This is a genomic window from Leptospira soteropolitanensis, assembly GCF_026151655.1.
Lineage (GTDB): Bacteria > Spirochaetota > Leptospiria > Leptospirales > Leptospiraceae > Leptospira_A > Leptospira_A soteropolitanensis.
Genome location: NZ_JAMQPN010000002.1, coordinates 579,219 through 596,362, shown reverse-complemented (window position 1 = coordinate 596,362; position 17,144 = coordinate 579,219). Strand labels below are relative to the sequence as shown.

General features: G+C 39.9%; 13 protein-coding genes and 1 tRNA gene. 7 read left to right on the top strand and 7 right to left on the bottom strand.

Annotation, left to right across the window (positions count from 1 at the left end):
* The first annotated feature begins 79 nt into the window (after positions 1-79).
* Positions 80-1,288 (top strand): bifunctional 3,4-dihydroxy-2-butanone-4-phosphate synthase/GTP cyclohydrolase II, encoded by a 1,209-nt coding sequence (locus tag ND811_RS07540; RefSeq protein WP_265351460.1) that lies wholly within the window; start codon positions 80-82, stop codon positions 1,286-1,288.
* A 113-nt stretch (positions 1,289-1,401) separates the two neighbouring features.
* On the opposite strand, the gene pdxH is transcribed toward ND811_RS07540, so the two are convergent.
* The 3 genes from pdxH to ND811_RS07525 are packed head-to-tail and all read right to left on the bottom strand — an operon-like array spanning position 1,402 to position 4,020.
* The gene (gene pdxH / locus ND811_RS07535) at positions 1,402-2,040 is read right to left on the bottom strand and encodes a pyridoxamine 5'-phosphate oxidase (RefSeq protein WP_265351620.1); all 639 of its coding nucleotides are present in this window, start codon (positions 2,038-2,040) and stop codon (positions 1,402-1,404) included.
* Positions 2,033-2,881 (bottom strand): prepilin peptidase, encoded by an 849-nt coding sequence (locus ND811_RS07530; protein WP_265351459.1) that lies wholly within the window; start codon positions 2,879-2,881, stop codon positions 2,033-2,035. The genes pdxH and ND811_RS07530 overlap by 8 nt, the downstream gene beginning before the upstream one ends.
* A 41-nt stretch (positions 2,882-2,922) precedes the next feature.
* The gene (locus ND811_RS07525; protein WP_265351458.1) at positions 2,923-4,020 is read right to left on the bottom strand and encodes a pyridoxal phosphate-dependent aminotransferase; all 1,098 of its coding nucleotides are present in this window, start codon (positions 4,018-4,020) and stop codon (positions 2,923-2,925) included.
* 81 nt (positions 4,021-4,101) lie between these two features.
* Between ND811_RS07525 and ND811_RS07520 the strand changes: the two genes are divergently transcribed.
* Genes ND811_RS07520 through ND811_RS07500 form a run of 5 tightly spaced genes read left to right on the top strand, consistent with a single transcriptional unit; the run spans position 4,102 to position 10,199 of the window.
* A complete protein-coding gene (locus tag ND811_RS07520; protein ID WP_265351619.1) occupies positions 4,102-7,119 on the top strand; it encodes an AAA family ATPase in 3,018 nt (1,005 codons plus the stop codon).
* A 5-nt stretch (positions 7,120-7,124) separates the two neighbouring features.
* Complete coding sequence (smpB, locus tag ND811_RS07515; RefSeq protein ID WP_004788614.1) at positions 7,125-7,613, top strand: SsrA-binding protein SmpB; 489 nt, start codon at positions 7,125-7,127, stop codon at positions 7,611-7,613.
* The gene (gene der, locus ND811_RS07510; protein WP_265351457.1) at positions 7,610-8,962 is read left to right on the top strand and encodes a ribosome biogenesis GTPase Der; all 1,353 of its coding nucleotides are present in this window, start codon (positions 7,610-7,612) and stop codon (positions 8,960-8,962) included. The genes smpB and der overlap by 4 nt, the downstream gene beginning before the upstream one ends.
* A complete protein-coding gene (gene plsY, locus ND811_RS07505) occupies positions 8,959-9,567 on the top strand; it encodes a glycerol-3-phosphate 1-O-acyltransferase PlsY (protein WP_265351456.1) in 609 nt (202 codons plus the stop codon). The genes der and plsY overlap by 4 nt, the downstream gene beginning before the upstream one ends.
* A gap of 2 nt (positions 9,568-9,569) precedes the next feature.
* Entirely contained in the window at positions 9,570-10,199 is a 630-nt protein-coding gene (locus tag ND811_RS07500) for a hypothetical protein (protein WP_265351455.1), read from the top strand.
* Here the strand turns inward: ND811_RS07500 and ND811_RS07495 are convergent.
* Entirely contained in the window at positions 10,163-12,094 is a 1,932-nt protein-coding gene (locus tag ND811_RS07495; RefSeq protein ID WP_265351454.1) for a motility associated factor glycosyltransferase family protein, read from the bottom strand. The two genes, ND811_RS07500 and ND811_RS07495, sit on opposite strands and share 37 nt — an antisense overlap.
* Positions 12,095-12,173: 79 nt before the next feature.
* Between ND811_RS07495 and ND811_RS07490 the strand changes: the two genes are divergently transcribed.
* Positions 12,174-14,957: a chromosome segregation SMC family protein gene (locus tag ND811_RS07490; protein ID WP_265351453.1), complete on the top strand. Its 2,784-nt coding sequence runs from the start codon at positions 12,174-12,176 to the stop codon at positions 14,955-14,957.
* 106 nt (positions 14,958-15,063) lie between these two features.
* On the opposite strand, the gene ND811_RS07485 is transcribed toward ND811_RS07490, so the two are convergent.
* The 3 genes from ND811_RS07485 to glnA form a co-directional block, all read right to left on the bottom strand.
* Positions 15,064-15,354 (bottom strand): Cys-rich protein, encoded by a 291-nt coding sequence (locus tag ND811_RS07485; RefSeq protein ID WP_265351452.1) that lies wholly within the window; start codon positions 15,352-15,354, stop codon positions 15,064-15,066.
* Between the two features lie 19 nt (positions 15,355-15,373).
* Positions 15,374-15,450: transfer RNA gene (locus tag ND811_RS07480), tRNA-Met, on the bottom strand.
* A 113-nt stretch (positions 15,451-15,563) separates the two neighbouring features.
* On the bottom strand, positions 15,564-17,024 hold the full coding sequence (gene glnA, locus ND811_RS07475) for a type I glutamate--ammonia ligase (RefSeq protein ID WP_265351451.1): 1,461 nt from the start codon (positions 17,022-17,024) through the stop codon (positions 15,564-15,566).
* Positions 17,025-17,144: the final 120 nt, after the last annotated feature.

The window sequence follows — 17,144 nt, the reverse complement described above, 5'->3', positions numbered from 1 at the left end:
AAAAATCAATGACTTTCTTTGGGAATCTTCTTTAATTCGGAACGGCTTTCAGAGTTTTAGTATATAGAGGCCTTCCCCAATGATACGTCCGATCGAAGAAGCAATCGAAGAAATCCGCCAAGGCAAAATGATCATTCTTGTCGACTCTGAAGACAGAGAAAACGAAGGAGATTTGGTCTGTGCTTCCCAATTTGCAGACAAAGACAAAATTAACTTTATGGCAACTCACGGTCGCGGACTCATTTGTGTCCCGATGGAAAGGGAAAGGTTACAAACACTTGGTCTCGGAAAGATGGTGGATGATCTTTCCTTGGGAGATAAACACGGAACAGCCTTTACCGTTTCTGTGGATGCTAAACACGGAACGACTACGGGAATTTCGGCACCAGACAGAGCTAAAACGGTGGAAGCGCTCCTCGATCCAAAGACCAAATCGGAAGATTTGATGCGTCCCGGCCATATGTTTCCGTTGCAAGCTGTTACGGGTGGAGTTTTACGAAGGGCTGGCCATACGGAAGCCGCAGTCGACTTGGCAAAGTTAGCGGGTCTTTACCCGAGTGGTGTCATTTGTGAAATCATGAATGACGATGGATCGATGGCAAGAATTCCAGATTTGGAAAAATTTGCAAAAACCCACGGACTTAATATTTACACCATTGAAGACTTAATTCGTTACAGAAGGCATAAAGAGAAATTAATTCATTTGGAAGTGGAAGCAAATTTACCAACTGAGTTTGGTGATTTTAAAATCAAAGCTTATTCCACCCAAATTGATGATAAAATTCATATGGCTCTTGTGAAAGGTGAGATCGATCCTGAAAAACCAGTGCTTGTTCGAGTTCATAGTGAATGTTTGACAGGAGATATTTTTTCTTCGCAGCGTTGTGATTGTGGTCCCCAACTCCACAATGCTCTGCGTATGATTGAAAAAGAAGGAACAGGGGTTCTTCTTTATATGCGCCAAGAAGGGCGCGGGATTGGAATCATCAACAAACTGAAAGCTTATTCTTTGCAAGAGGGTGGACTCGATACAGTCGAAGCCAATGAAAAATTGGGATTTGCTCCTGACCTAAGAGAATACGGAATCGGGGCTCAGATTTTACGGGATATTGGGGTGAAACAAATGAAGCTCATCACGAATAACCCTCGTAAGATTGTGGGTCTCGAAGGTTACAATTTACATGTAACAGAACGAGTTCCCATTGAGATTGATCCCGTGGAAGAAAATACTCGTTACTTACAGACGAAAAAAACAAAGTTAGGTCATTTACTCAACCTACACGGTTGATCGCGATCGATCGATAGAATCAAACGAACCGTATGTCCGCTAAAAAGAAAAACTTTTTTAGCGGATCTGTGGTTTGCGAAATTGATAGAATATTTCTTTTCAATCTAAGGGACTTACGGAGATAAACGGCTTCGTTTCCAACCCGATTCGAATCTTTCAAAAGAAATCCGATCATGTAACCTTCCCACCCTTCCTTGCCAAAATTCGATTTTGGTAGGGAAAACAGAATACCCACCCCAATTTTCTGGTTTTGGAATTTCTTTTCCTTCCCACTCTTTGGTGAGAGAGGCAAATTTCTCTTCTAAAAATTCTCTAGAGGGAACCACCGAACTTTGGTTTGATGTTAAGGCTCCAATTTGGGATTCTCTTGGCCTGATTGCAAAATAACTTTCCGATTCTTCTTTGGATATGCGTTTTGCCCTTCCTTCGATACGAATTTGCCTTTCGAGTTTGGGCCAAAAGAAACCCAGAGCTACAAGGTGATTTTCTGCAATATCTCTCCCTTTGTCCGAATCATAATTGGTAAAAAACTGAAACTCGTCACGAATCAGACCTTTGAGTAAAACGATGCGTACTGATGGTTGGCCCGTTTTGTCTACTGTTGCAAGGCTCATCGCGTTTGGTTCTGGTTCTCCTTCTTCTTTTGCTTCAGAAAACCAAAGACTAAATAACTTCAGAGGATCAGAACCGGCAGTTTCTTCCGAAAGAACAGAGCGAGTGTAGAGTTTTCTCATATGCGGTAATTCATTCAATGGTTCCATAGATTGGAAATCCCTCCAAGTTGTAGTAATGGACAAGTAGTCTTGCAAAATAAGTAAAAAATAATCCGAGAGAAAAATAAAGACCCATCGGAATTTTTTTTCCTTTTAAGGGTTCCCCTTTTTTTCGTAAAAGAAAACTAAATCCGACGGCAAGTAAGTAAGCAGAATTAAAATACAAAATCCAAAAGGGATTTCCGGCAATAGCAGCAAAAATCGGTGAAAAGAGAACATCCCCAAGACCCGTGCCACCACGGAACAAAAGATAAATCAAAAGATAAAAAACTAAAAATCCTAAAAAGACCCAAAGTGATTCAATGTTGCCAGCTTCACCAAACAAAAAGTAGTTGGATAGGAACCCAAATCCGATGAGAAAGGGAAGGTTTTCATAATCGAGGGAAAATTTTGCCACATCTGTCATCATAGAGATGAGTAGATGTCCAAATAAAAAAAGAAGAAATATGGTCCCCGCTATATCTTCAGAAACAAAAAATACAAAGATAGCAGCGAGACCAAATAGAAATTCCGTGAGTGGGTAGAGTTTGGGTAGATCAGTTACACAAGAGTCACATTTCCCATTTGTCAAAAACCAACCAATAATGGGTATCAGGTGGTTTTTTTTCACCAAATGCCCGCAAGACGGGCAGTGGCTCGGTTTAGAAAAGATTACCTTCCAGCGAAGGATTCCTTTAAACTCCTTTCTCTTTTGGCCATAGCAGTAGAGAAGGATTCTTTCCCCAAGAGTTGTATAAAAACTAGCAAGGCTTGCTCCAAAAAAAAATAGGATTCCATAAGTCGAGAGGGTCCAAAGAAATAACCAAATCGATTCGTCCATAAAATCCTAAGTTTTCCTTATCTAATCTGACTAAAAAGAATTTAACTTTCCTTAGAAAGTTCCTGTAATGCTATCATCCCTCGTTTCAAAGTATCCCATTCGGTGGCAAAGGAAAGTCGCACAAAATTCTTTTGATCACAAAAGATAAATCCAGGAACTAAGATCAGATCTTTTTTAACGGCTCTCTGGATGAATTCTTCGTCGGTGACAGGAACTTGGAAAAAGGTATAAAAGGCTCCACCAGATTTTTGGATGGGGTAGTAGTCTTTTAACGATTCATAAACAAAGTCACGTTTTTCTTTATAGTCTTGGATATAAGCACTCATATCTGTTTTGAGTGCTTCGATTCCGGCCCATTGGGTGATGGAAGGGGCACAAACAACCGTATACTGTTGTAAGGTGGTGAGAGCCTTAATCACCTTGTCTTCGGCAAGGATGGTGGCAAGCCTAAGACCAGTCATATTGTAGGTTTTAGAAAATCCAGTGAGAGTGATGGTTTTTTCATATTCCGAACCAATCGAAAAAAACTGTTTATCATAATCAAAAAGTTCGTAAATTTCATCACTGATAAGATAGGCTCCCGTGTTTTCCGCTAAGTTTGCAAGGGCCTTTAGTTGTTCTTTGGAAAGAACTTTTCCTGTAGGATTAGAAGGATTGGAAAAAATGATGAGTTTGAATTTTCTAGATTTTAACGATTCTAAATATTCTGGTTTGAAACTTTCTTCTAAGGGAACTACTTTGCCACCATAGAACTTTAACATTGCCGGATACATTAAAAAGTAAGGAGAGACCACCAAACATTCGTCTCCTTCGTTCACCAGTGCATTGAAGAGTAAAAATAGAGCAGAGGAAATTCCTGAAGTGACAAGGATTCGGTCTTCATGTGCATAAGAAATTTGATTTTGGGTTCTGTATTTTTCAGCCATTGCTGATTTTAATTCAGGAATCCCACCAGTTAAGGTATAAGAGGTTTTCCCATCACGGGCCGCTTTCGTTAAAGCCTCAATGATGTTAGGTGGGCAAGGGAAATGTGGTTGCCCGATACTCAGATTGATCGGGTTTTGGATAGTCCGTGCGAGCTCAAAGGCCTTGCGGATGGGGGAGGAATCAATCCCATACATTCTATTTGCGAAATCCATGAAATCATCATGGTTTTTGGCGGAGGTACCGGTCAATAGAATTTGGTTTACACCTAGGAAATGGATAGAAATCTGAAGGATATGGAATTTGTTACCATCGCTGATGTGAAAGTGCCGGTCCTCCCGCACACGAGTAAGTTTCCCGTTTTCCCTTCTAGCCTTGTCGAAACTGACTCGGTCAAACAAACCTTACAAAAAATTCTATACCCCATGCTCGAAGGGATTCCTGTCCTTCTCGTGGGAGATGCGGGTGTTGGAAAAAACGCGCTTATCTATTATATCAATTCACTTCGCAAACAACCCACACTAAGGTTTAGTTTTAATGAGGACACATTGCCAGAAGACCTAATTGGTTCTTACCGCATCCTTTTGGATGGGAAAGGATTTACCTGGTCGAATGGGCCTCTTACCAACGCTTTGTCAGAAGGACTGAGTTTTGTGGCCGATGAGATGAATCTCTGTGCACCAAACATCATCAAACGATTTTCTTCTGTTTATGAATCCAATTACTTAGATCTTTTGGAAGGGAGTGGGGAAAGAGTGGGCGGAAAAACTGGATTCTGGTTTATCGGAACCCAAAACCCAAGTGAAGGATTTGAAGGAAGAAAACCCCTTCCTTTTGATATCACCAAACATTTTGCAGTTGTATATGTAGATCCTTATTCCCCTGACGAAATGTTTTTTATTTTAAAAAAACTTTACCCTATGCTCGGGGAAGATGTCTTAAAACAAATCATTCGTATTAGTTTGGAATCAGAAGCTAGAATTAAGTCAGGTGAGATTGGAAAGGGTGATTTAGAAAAGTATCATTTTAATTTAAGGACCTTACAAAAGTATTGTAACCGTTTGGTTCTATTTGGTGCCAAAGACAAAACGGTAGCGGCAAGAGAAGCCCTCTATTTATTCGAAGAACCTTTCCGTAAAAAAGAAGACAAAGCAAAACAAAGAGAACTCATTGAATCCGAGTTTGGTGGGTCCGTGAAACTGGTTCCTACCAAAGGATATGTACAAGGTTCTACCATTTTTTGGAACGATAAGGAAATCAAAACTTGGGATGAGAAAAAAACAATCTCGCTTCTTTCTACTTATCCTACACCGGAGCCTGTGTTACAATTCCTCGACCAAGTATTCACTGCCATCCAAGCCAAGGAAAATATCTTAATTGAATACAGGGAAGACCAAGACCCACAAGAATTTTTACCATTATTTACAGAACTTACGGGAATCGAACTGGAATCAGTGATGTTATCCAAAGGGATGCATACCTCCGATGTAGTGGGTGCTTTAAAACCGACAGAAGAAGGAAATATTGAAAGTGTTACTTGGGTGGACGGGCCCCTAACAAGATCCATTCGAAAAGGTCATATCATTCTCATCTCAGGACTGGAATCTGCTGGTGCTGAACTTGTAGAGAAGATGAATATGTTAACGGACGATGCTCGTTCCTTAACTTTGCCGCCAGAGTCAGGTGAGTATCTTCCCATCCAACTCACAGAAAAATCCATTGTGTTTGGAATGAAATCTTTCCGTGCCTCTAAATCGGTAACAACGATTTCTCGTGCCTTTCGGAATCGTTTTACACCCATCCTTTTTCCTGAACTAGAAGATATAAAAGTTTTAGAAGAGATTTTGGAATTTTATCTACCGGAAGGGGTTCTTCCTCGTTCCCTCGCGCGTTTCCATCTCAAAGCCAAAGAGTTGGCAGAAAAACGCACGATTGGTTCAGCAAATCTAATGCCTTACCGATTTGGAATCTCGAATCTTTTGAAATGGAAAAATCATATCTATCGCCACAACCAAACAGATGTAAAAGACATTGCCATTCGTGGTGGAAAGATTTATTATACGAACCAAATTGCTGATCCAAAAGAAAGAAAGGAACTCGAAAGACTCCTCGAAGGATTTCTTTCTGGTGTAGAAGTTGTCTCAACACTCTTCGAGGAAATCGAAGAGAAAAAAAAAACGTTTACCGTTGAATCAGGATTAAATCGCAAAAATTGGTGGGACCCAGAACTCCATAAAAGAGACCCCCTAACAGGTGTTGCAAAAAAACTGAACTCGGGTGCCGAAACCAAACGTGGAATCGAGATCAATACTCCTGAAACCGGAGGCAGCACCAAAGAAGGTCCTGATGCTTGGTATGGACAAGACACCCAAGGAAACCAAGGCCAAGGAGAACCACAAGGAGGAGGTGGTGCTTGGGGGTACAGGACCGATGAACTCTATAAACAATTTTTAAAGAAACGACGTCTCCTTTGGGATTATTCCATTATGGTGGGTCTTGAAGAATTTAAATCCGTGTTTGGAAAAGAACTGGAAGAAGTAGAACTTAATTTAGAACAGCTATTTGATCCTGAAATTGACATCCACCGGATGTACAAAAACGAAGGCTCACGGGTGGATGCAAGAAAATACATTTCGTACAAAAGTGGTAGAGGAGATACAAAAATTTTCGATAAAACCACAATCGAAAAAAATGATGAAAAACTAAAAGGTGTAGAAGTAACCTTCCTTGTTTCAAAATGCCGCCGGATCTTTAACTTCGAATATTCAATTGCAATGCTTTCGGCTCTCCTTGTGAGTTTACATATCCTAAATGAACACGATATCAAAACAAGTGTTCATACGTTTTGTGATATCAAAAACTCCAAAGACACTGTGGACATTTTTAACCTAAAGTCAGCAGAAGAAGATTACACCGCAGAAAAGGAAGAAGAGGTTTTTAGTGCTCTTTGTAAAAATTGGCATGGGGACAGCATCCCGGAATACCAAGTTCTTTCGAATTCGGAGCGGTTTTTCTCTCCGGACGCCCAAACCAAGATCATTGTGATCCTTTCTGACTTCCGAGGCCAAAGGGCCAAAACCTATATCGAGGACGAACTGGCATCTTTTGACACCAGAAAATTGAAAGAAGCTGTAATGAAAAACCAGGAGAAAAATTATGTATTTTTAGGGGTGGGACTTGGATCTCGCTACATTGCGGAACATGTGTTCCACGACTCCCTTCAAATTACGGCAGACAACTTCTATTCCATGCCAAATTTGATTGGAGCTGAAATTGCAAGATTGGTGCAAATCCACCATTCCCTTAGGCAATAATTAGTATGGGCAAAACCAAAAAAGACGACAAACCTCGCGGAACTGATCCTTTAATCAATAAAAAGGCAAAGTTCAATTTCGAACTATTAGATTCGTTCGAAGCTGGTGTTGTACTCACAGGATCTGAGGTAAAATCTCTTCGCGAAAAAAAGGGAAACCTTACCGATTGTTTTGCAAAAGTAAGGAATGGGGAAGTGTTTTTGGAAAACTTTCAAATCCCTCCTTACAAAAACGGAGGTTATGCGAACCATCCAGAAATTCGTCCTCGTAAACTCCTCTTAAAAGCAAAAGAAATAGAAAAAATAGATAGATCGATTAAAGAGAAGGGACTTGTTCTCGTTGCCACTCGATGTTTCTTTAAAAACAACCGTTTGGTGAAGATAGACATTGCTCTTGCCAAACCTAAAAAACTTTACGACAAACGTGACGACATTCAAAAGAAGGAAGCCAAAATCGATATGGAAAGAGCCATGAAGGAACACCTACGCAAATGAAAGGACTTCCAGTGGTCACCATTGTTGGTAGACAAAACGTGGGTAAGTCCACACTATTCAACGCAATTCTTCGCGCACAAAGTGCCATCACAGAAAATACTGCTGGTGTCACAAGAGACGTTTTACAAAAAACGGTGGAAAGGTCCGAATTTAAAATTCCGTTCACTTTGTCCGATACACCAGGTTTAGATATTGAAAACATCGATGAAATTTCAAAAGAAATCATCGACATTGCTTTTGAACATTTACGAAATTCAGATCTCATCCTTCATGTGATCGATCATAAAGACTTACGTAAGTATGACCATAAACTCATTGATCTATTCAAAAAAGATGAAATCTTGAAAGATAAAATGGTTCTTACCCTTATCAATAAGGTTGATACCGAACAAGATGAATATGATTTGGAACCGTTTTACAAATTAGGGTTAAACGAACTTTTGCCCATCTCCGCTCTTGGGCGTAGAAATTTTGATCTCCTTTACCAAAAGATCAATTTTTTCCTTCCAGACAAAATCAAAATGCCAGAAGATCCGTATTGCAAAATTGCGATCATAGGAAAACCTAACTCGGGTAAGTCGTCACTTCTTAATACCTTTCTTGGTTACAAACGTGCTGTGGTGAGTGATGTGCCGGGAACCACTAGAGATTCTGTTTCCGATCAGTTCTATTTTCAAAACCATAAATTAGAAATCATTGATACAGCCGGGATTCGCAGAAAATCCAAAACCGGTGAAAGTTTAGAATTTTATTCCTATAAACGAACTCTTCACAGTTTGGGAGAAGCGGATGTAGTGGTCCTTCTTGTTGATGCTATGAAAGGCCTTGGTGAATTTGACAAAAAGATATTTGGGGAAATCCAAGAGCTTGGTAAACCCATGATTGTGGCTGTGAACAAATGGGATTTGGTTCCTGAAAAAGAATCCAATTCTTGGAAACACTACAAAGACCGGATGGAAGCCAAACTTTCGATTTTGAAGGAACGCCCCCTTATTTCCCTTTCTGCCAAAGAGAAGGTCCGTACCCACAAACTCCTTGAATCTGTGGTCGCACTTTATGAAAAGTCCCAGAAAAAGCTCACCACTCGTGCCTTAAATGACTGGTTAAGCAAATGGGGGGGCAAAAATAAGGTTCAGAAGGCATCGAACCGACCTCCGAAGGTGTATTACGCCACGCAAGTTTCCCAGATTCCTTTTAAAATACTTTTCTTTGTTAACGATACGAAGCTCTTTCCGTCAAATATTCTAAGCTTTTACCGAAAGAGTATAGTAGCGGAGTTTGGACTGGATGGCCTGTCTGTCGAGATCGAACTTCGGAACAGAAACGAGGGTAAGGAGGGCAAGGAATGATTCTTGCTGCGATCCTATTGAGCTACCTTTTGGGTGGCATTCCGGTTGGGTTTCTCCTGACCAAAAAAGTTCGGGGGATAGATATCCGTGAACATGGCAGTCGTAATATCGGTGCTACCAATGTGGGCCGTGTTATCGGTTGGAAGTATGGAATCATTGCTCTCATTTTGGATGCCCTCAAAGGTGCCATCCCCGTCATCGCCGCATCCTATATTGAATCGCCATATACTCTGACAACTACTGAGATTTTACTTGGATCTGTTGCCATCCTTGGGCATACTTTCACACCTTTCCTTCACTTCAAAGGAGGAAAAGGCGTGGCCACTGCTCTTGGTGTGTATATGATCCTTGTGCCTATCGTTACTGTTTGTGCGGTTTTGATCTTTTTGATCGTCTATAAAGTTTCTGGATTTGTTTCTCTTGGATCCATTCTCGGTACCCTCTCCATGCCCATTTGGTATTTTGGAACTACAAAATTCATTCCTGATTCTGAATACCAACCAGTCATCTTCTTTGTGTTAGTTGCTACTTTTTTCCTTATTTCCTATTCTCATAGAGAAAACATCAAACGTTTGGTGTTAGGCAAGGAACTGCGAGCAACTTAGGAATGCAAACTGAACGCGAATCGATCATTACACAGAAAGAAAAACTTTTTCTTCTGACTAAGTTTGTAGAAGACCATCCAGAAGCAGAGATCCAGGACTTCTATAAATGGTTGTATTATGGAGAGTTTGGAATGGAAGAGTCTTCCCTCATTATGACAGGTAGACAATCTTTTCCTGAGTTACATGTTGTCCTAAGCGAAATCAAAAAAGAAGAATCGGAGAACCGCGAATCTGAACTCATTTGGGAACCAATGGGACTTGCTGCTAGGTTTGTAAAAGTTTATGTAACCAAATACTATCATATGGATTGTCCAGTGAAACGACTTGTCAATTTGTTAGAAAGATCTCCTGCGTTTCGGGGAGCCCGGATGAGTTTTAAATTGGATTGGAACTTACTGAAGGAAACCGTTTTAGAATTACGACCAGAGCTTAGCCGTCGTGACTTTATCAATTTTGAAGAAAGAATCAACTTTCATCAATTGCCAGCACTTCCATATACAGAAGGTTATGCGGAAAAAAATCCATTTGCCTATCGTGTGGTTTCGCAAAAACTTTTTTTTGATTATTTTCCTGAATTTGAAGACAATTCTGTTTTTCATCCATTTTCTGGAAATGAATCCATCATTGGATAAAGACTTCGTTTTAAATAGCGGATCTCTTTTTTGATGGATTGGATCATGAGTTGGTTTTTTCTCGATGGTTCTAAATCCTTGTGCCGCAAAATATAGATTTCCGTTTTACGTACCATCCTTCTTAGATAAGACTCTTCTCGCATCCAAATCCAAATGTCCGAATCTTGAAAGGAAGAAACTGCCGTTTCCTCTTCAAACTTTTTCAAACCATTTTCCATAAACTCCAAATCTTTTCGAATTCTTTGGTATAGGTTTTCTGAACCATTCGGGAGTAGGTAGGAAGGAATTTCGTTTTGTTTCTTTGTTTTTTCCCACTTTGCCCCAGAAGGTGAGGATTCTTTTGCTGGTATTTTCTCGATTCCACTCTCATCCATTGAGTCCCATTTCCAAATCGAAAGTTCTCTCCAAGGGTAGTTATGGTTTGGGGTCCCCATTAGATTCTCTCTAGCTTTCTTTGGAGAAAGGGACTGAATCCCTGCTATTTCCGCCCCATCTTCATTGACATTGAAAAGTTTCATTTGCGAGACGCTATTGGCAGACTCTTCAAACCAGTGTCTATATAAATCTAAAACATAATCGGTAAGAACAGAACCTTTCCCCCCAGCTTTTGGAACAAAACGAGTTTCCCTTTTACGAATGATGACTTCATTGATCCGCTCTAAACTATTCTTTCGACTGAGAAGGGTCAGCCATTTTTCATTATGATGCGTTCCTGTGGAATGAATTTCTCTTCCTGAATACGCCAAGTCTTGACCAAGAAAATAAACAGAGGTAAATCCCATAAAACGCAACATATCAAAAGCAGTGGTGGCCACAGATCCTCCGGATTGGATATCACCCACTTGCGTAAATACTTCATCAGCAAGTTCACCGCCAGCAGTCACTTCCCGAACGAGTGATCCTTCTGCATCGACTTGGTATTTGGCTGTCACTGAATGGACAACGGAATGAAACATGGGTTCCCTAAGAAGTGTGGGAGAACTCACGAGGTCGGCAAAGAGCGGAATTTGTGTAAGGGACTCTCCCATAAAATGGAAGAACGAGTTGGTCTGTGCATCGAGTGTGACAACTCCATCCGCTTCGATCCCTGCTTTGATGAGAACTTTGAGGGATGTATCACAGGAGAGAACGAAGACTTTGTCTCTCACTGATTGTAACCAAGATAGATTTTTTCGTAAGCTGGGACCAGCTGACACAAGTACGGCGGTAAGACCTTGGAATTTATCCTTTAGTGAGGAAATAGGATAACGAATTGGAGACTTCTTTCCTACATGTACCAAATTCCAAATGGAGTTTTTAATCCATAATCTTTCAAATTCAAACTTAGTGAGTAGATCACTCATTTTTGCTGAAAATACCGTTTGGGTTTTTTCTTCAAGTTCTCGAAAAACTGGGTTTCTATTGGTATCTGTTGGGTTACGAATGACTTTTAGTCCACTCACTCGTTCTATCGGAAGGGATTCCAAATAGTTAAAAAACAAAGGAAAAAAAGCTTCTCCAGAAAACAAATGCCTTCCTGGGACTTGTAAAACAGGGATTAGTATTTTGTCCCAAATAACAGGGATTAGTGTTTCATCATCACCGATGAGAATCAGGATTTGTCCCGGGGCTAATGTTTCACTGATTTTTTGAATGAGATGGGGGTTGCCAAGCCCAAACAAAATTACGATATCAGTAGGTCGTAAAGAATAAGTATCCAAAAGTCGAATGGCTTGCGTTAGGGGGGAGAAAGAGGAAGAGAGTGGTTCCCCATTTAATGAGACATAATATTCCCCTGGTTTCTTTGCAGACCCCAAATCCCAACGGTTCTCGGATGTGAAGTTTCTGAAATAATTTTGTAAGTAAGGCTTTCTTTCAAAAATTTCACTGGAAATCGGATCGATAATTTGGGACATAATACTATCTAAGGTTTTTTCTTATGTCTCCCAAGTGGTGTCAACTGGGAAACTTAAGGAATCGAACGGCGAAACATATATGCATTTAAAGAGCCTAAGTATTGTTGGATTTAAAACGTTTGCAGATGAGACGGAGATTACTTTTGATCCCGGGTTTACTGCTGTCGTCGGACCGAATGGTTCGGGGAAATCAAATATCGTCGATTCTGTCAAATGGGTCTTTGGAGAAAAAAGTGCCAAAGGACTTCGAGGCGAGAAGATGGATGATGTCATCTTCCACGGAACAGAGAGTAGGCGACCAGCTGGGTTTTCAGAAGTTTCTATTCTTTTTGATAATGATGACCATTTTTTCAACATAGATTATCCATCGGTAAAAATCACTCGCCGTTTATATCCGGATGGGGAAAACGAATATTACCTCAATGATATCAGAACCACAAGAAAGGATATCGAAAAAACCCTTCTTGATACAGGAATTGGTAAATCCAGTTATAGCATTTTAGAACAAGGTCGTGTGGACCAAATTCTCAATTCCAAACCGGAAGAAAGAAGGGCCATTTTTGAAGAAGCTGCCGGTGTGTCCCGCTTCAAACTTGATCGTAAAGAAGCCACAAAGAAGTTGGATGATACCAACCAAAACCTTTTGCGAATCCAGGATATTATGAACTCTATGGTCAAAGACCTAGAAGTTAAAGAAAAACAATCGGAAAAGGCAGAACAATATTTCAAACTTAAATCCGATTTGGATGAGTCTGACAAAAACCTTAGGTTTTTAAAACTGCGAGATTTCAAACGCAGAATGAAAAAATCGGATGAGGAATTATTAGAGATCCGAGAAAAAAACAAATCAATTCTATCACTTATCCAAGACGAAACCAATTTGATTTCAGAAAAAGAAACAACTAAAGAAATCAAAGAAAAAGAAATCGCAGAGATAGATAAAAAATTATTTGATCATTTATCCAAAAGCCAAATCCAAAAAGAGAAAATAGCCAAAAACAAAACGTTTATTTTGGAGTATGAGCTTCGGATTGGGGAAATTCTTTCAGCACTAGAAACGGAAAACCAGGCCACAATCAAATTGGAAGTGGAAAAACGTGCCATTGAACTGGAGAACGAACGCCAAAGAGAAATCCAGTCCACTCTAAAGGAAGAGATTCAAACTTTGGAATCTACGCGTGTTTCCTTAGAACTTTCCATCAAAGAAGAAGAAAAGTCTATCGAAGAAAAAGAAGGTAGGATTAAGGAAAATGAAAAACGCCATATCACTCTTCGGGATAAACAAAAAACAGTAATCTTTGAACTCATCCAAGAGTTAGAAAATAAAAAAAGAGAATCGAAGGAAGGAGAAGAGCAGAGAAATGCTGACAAAACAATCCTTCTTTCTGATTTAGAGCTTTATACGAATAAACTTAAATCGGCACTTTCTCATTTAGAGTCTTCAGAAGTTTCTAGCGGAGTTTCTGACCTCAGAGAAATCCAATTAGATCTTTATAAAGAAAAACTCACAGGGTTTTTGAAAAAAGAAGATGAATTCAGAAATTTACTTTTTGATAAAGATGGAATTTTATCTAAAAAGGAATCCATAGACCAAGAAATTGAAGATTTAATTTTAGAAAACGAAAACCTAACGCGCGGTATCCGAGACAACCAAAGTAATATTATTTTGCATAGAAGCCATTGGGAAGAAACAAGAACGCATATTGTGGAGTTAGAGAAAAAACTTCTCGAATCCAATTCTCGTTTGGAAAACCAACAAAAGGAAATTGCTGTCCTTGATGAAAGGATTGGCGAAATTGAAAAACGAATTTCGGGTGCAAAAGAACAAGAGTCAGTCATTCGCGAAAAAAAGGAAAGTCTCGAAAGAGAAGTCGAAGTTCTTGAAATAGAAATTGCAGAATCTTACCAAGAGTTTCTTTCTATGAGTCGTATTTTGGAATCGGAAAAAGAAACCTTACAAACTCTTGTAGAAGAAATTTCCGGGATCAAATCTAATATTACGAAAAACCAGGAAGTATTCCAAAACCTCCTTCCGCTTTTGTCAGAAAAGGAGAGAACTAGTTCTGCCCTCAAAGTGCAGATAGATTCCCTTGTAGAAGAGTTATACAATGATTATTCTTTAACCGATTCTGAATTAGAAACAGAACGTGGGGGACTCGAGTTAGACCAAAAAGCAGAAGAAAGAAGACTTCGTTCAGCAAAATCAGAGATTCAACTTCTAGGTTCTATCAATCCGCTTGCAATTGAAGAATACCGAAATATCAAAGAAATCTACGAACACAACCTCAAACAAAAAACTGATATTGAAAGTTCGAAAAAAGATATTGAAGAAGTTTTGAAACGAATCAACGAAGAGTCAGAAAAACTCTTCCAAGAGACTTTTGAAAAAATTAAACAGAACTTTCAAGAAACGTTTTCTACGCTTTTCAACGGGGGAAGGGCTACACTAGAACTCACAGAAAAAGAGGATTCCCTCAATTCTGGAGTAGAGATTATGGCGGAACCTCCAGGAAAACACGTTCAGAACTTGCGATTGTTATCTGGTGGGGAGAAATCTCTCACAGCGATAGCACTTCTATTTGCTATCTACATGGTCAAACCAAGTCCGTTCTGTTTCTTGGATGAGATTGATGCCGCCCTTGACGAAGCAAATAAACTAAGGTTCTGTCAGATTCTCGACAGATTCAAAGATAAAACACAATTCATAGTGGTTTCCCATGCGCAGTCTACCATTTCAAGAGCCAATGCCATTTTTGGAGTTACCAATGAAGAACCTGGAATTTCAAAAATCCTTTCTCTTCGTTTGGATGAAGCAAAATCTCTCTCAAAACAAATCACACAAAAAACCGGAACCGACAACTAGTCGGTTCCAGGTCTGCCCATTCCGAGAATAGTAAAAGTACATAAAAAACAAAGACGATACATACGGATCGCCTTTGTTTATGTTTCTTATAGAGTTAAGTCTTCTTTTATTTGTTGCCTTGCATTTCTTTTAGAATGCAAGAGGAGAATGCTTTGCAGGAATCACCACTGGTAAGGCAGCCCGCAATTTTATTGTAGTATTTGGGACGGTTGCAGTTGAATTCACAACCCCGTTTCAGAGTGTTTTTTTGCTCTTCCGAAGCGTTCGGATTCACTTGCACCGTACAGCTATAAAACTTATCGCAAGCCTCTTTACATTTAGGAAAATCGGCTGCTTGGATGGATCCGGTAAATAATACCAGAGCCAAAATTGAAAACAAACGGTTTGTTTTTTTCATACCTTGTCCTCTCGATCTTTGGTAGCGAAGACGGGAGTCGAACCCGTGACCTCAGGGTTATGAATCCTGTGCTCTAACCATCTGAGCTACCTCGCCCTATCACCTTAGATCGTTTGGTTGAACTAAATCTTTAGTTCTTTTGTCATTTTTTGAATGGATGGGGAATGGTAAACAAAAAAAAGCCCCGACGGTTGCCGGGGCTTTCTCTCTTAGCAAGAGTAAGTAGTGAGGAATTCGTATGGGTGAGGGCGACCTTCCCACGGCCAAATTTCTGTTTCAAACTTATAGTGTTGGTATGTTTGCAAAAAGTTTTCTGTAAACACATCACCTTGTTTGAAAATTTCTCTTTGAGAGAGCATTTCTTCCATTGCTTCACGAAGTGTGTGAGGCATTTGACGAATTCCTTTTTCACGGATTTCATCCAAAGAAAGTTCAAAAAGATCTTCTTCACGTGCAGGACCTGGATCGATTTTTTCGGAAAGTCCCGCCATACCAGCCATAAGTAACGATGCGAACGCCAAATACGGGTTAGCTGTTGAGTCTGGGAATCGGAATTCAACACGTTTTGCTTTTTCGCCGCTTACAAATGGAATACGGCAAGAAGCAGATCGGTTCTGAGCAGAGTATGCTAAAATTGATGGAGCTTCGAATCCTGGGATGAGTCGTTTGTAAGAGTTAGTGGATGCATTGGTGAATGCAGCACAAGCTCTAGCATATTTTAATACTCCGCCTACAAAGTTAAAAGCGAAATCAGACAATCCTTGGTATTTGTCTCCAGCAAAAAGGTTTTTACCGCCTTTCCAGAGAGAGATATGAACGTGCATACCGTTACCGTTATCACCAAATAGTGGTTTTGGCATAAAAGTAGCAGTTTTTCCGTGTTTATGAGCTACCATCTTAACGATGTATTTTAGCTTTTGAACGTTATCAGCCGCTTCAATCAAAGTTCCAAACTTAACTCCGATCTCTCCTTGAGCTTGTGCTACTTCGTGGTGAACCACAAAAGTTTCCATCCCGATTGCTTCCAAAGTTTTCACAAATTCAGCACGGAGGTCCACTTGTGAGTCAATAGGAGCTACTGGGAAGTATCCACCTTTTGTTCCTGGGCGGTGTCCAGAGTTAAAGTTGATCTTTCCTGTGTTATTGGAACCAGGAATTTCTGAATGTGTGTTCCAGATCCCTTCGTTTGAATCCAATTCGTAGTATTGGCAGTTGATCTCATCACGAACTTTTAAACTATCGAAAACAAAAAATTCATTTTCAGGTCCAAAGAAAGCAGTGTCAGCGATTCCGGATTTATTCATGAATTCGAGTGCTTTTTTAGCAATGGAACGTGGACATTTTTCGTAGTATTGTTTTTTGTAGATGTCCCAAACATCGCAAAACATTACGAGTGTTTTGTCTGCAGTAAACGGATCTAAAAATGCCGTAGAAATTTCTGGATGTAATTGCATATCGGAAGCATTGATTGGCTGCCAACGAGCAATCGAAGATCCATCAAAAGGAATTCCTTTGAATGTATCTTCATCTACGGAATTCACATAATAAGAAACGTGGTGCCACATTCCTTTGATATCCGTAAATCGGAAGTCATAGAAAAGGACTCCATTTTTTTTGGCATACTCAACCACTTCCTTTCCGGAAGTAAATTTTGGGGTTGCGAACTGCATTTGATTCTCCTTCGTTCAGAGGTCGGTCTGATTGTTGTAATCTGTTACCATTTTAAATGCAAGATTTATACCAAGGCATTTCGACCGAAATATAAGGGTTTCGTGGAGTTTCTAAGCAAT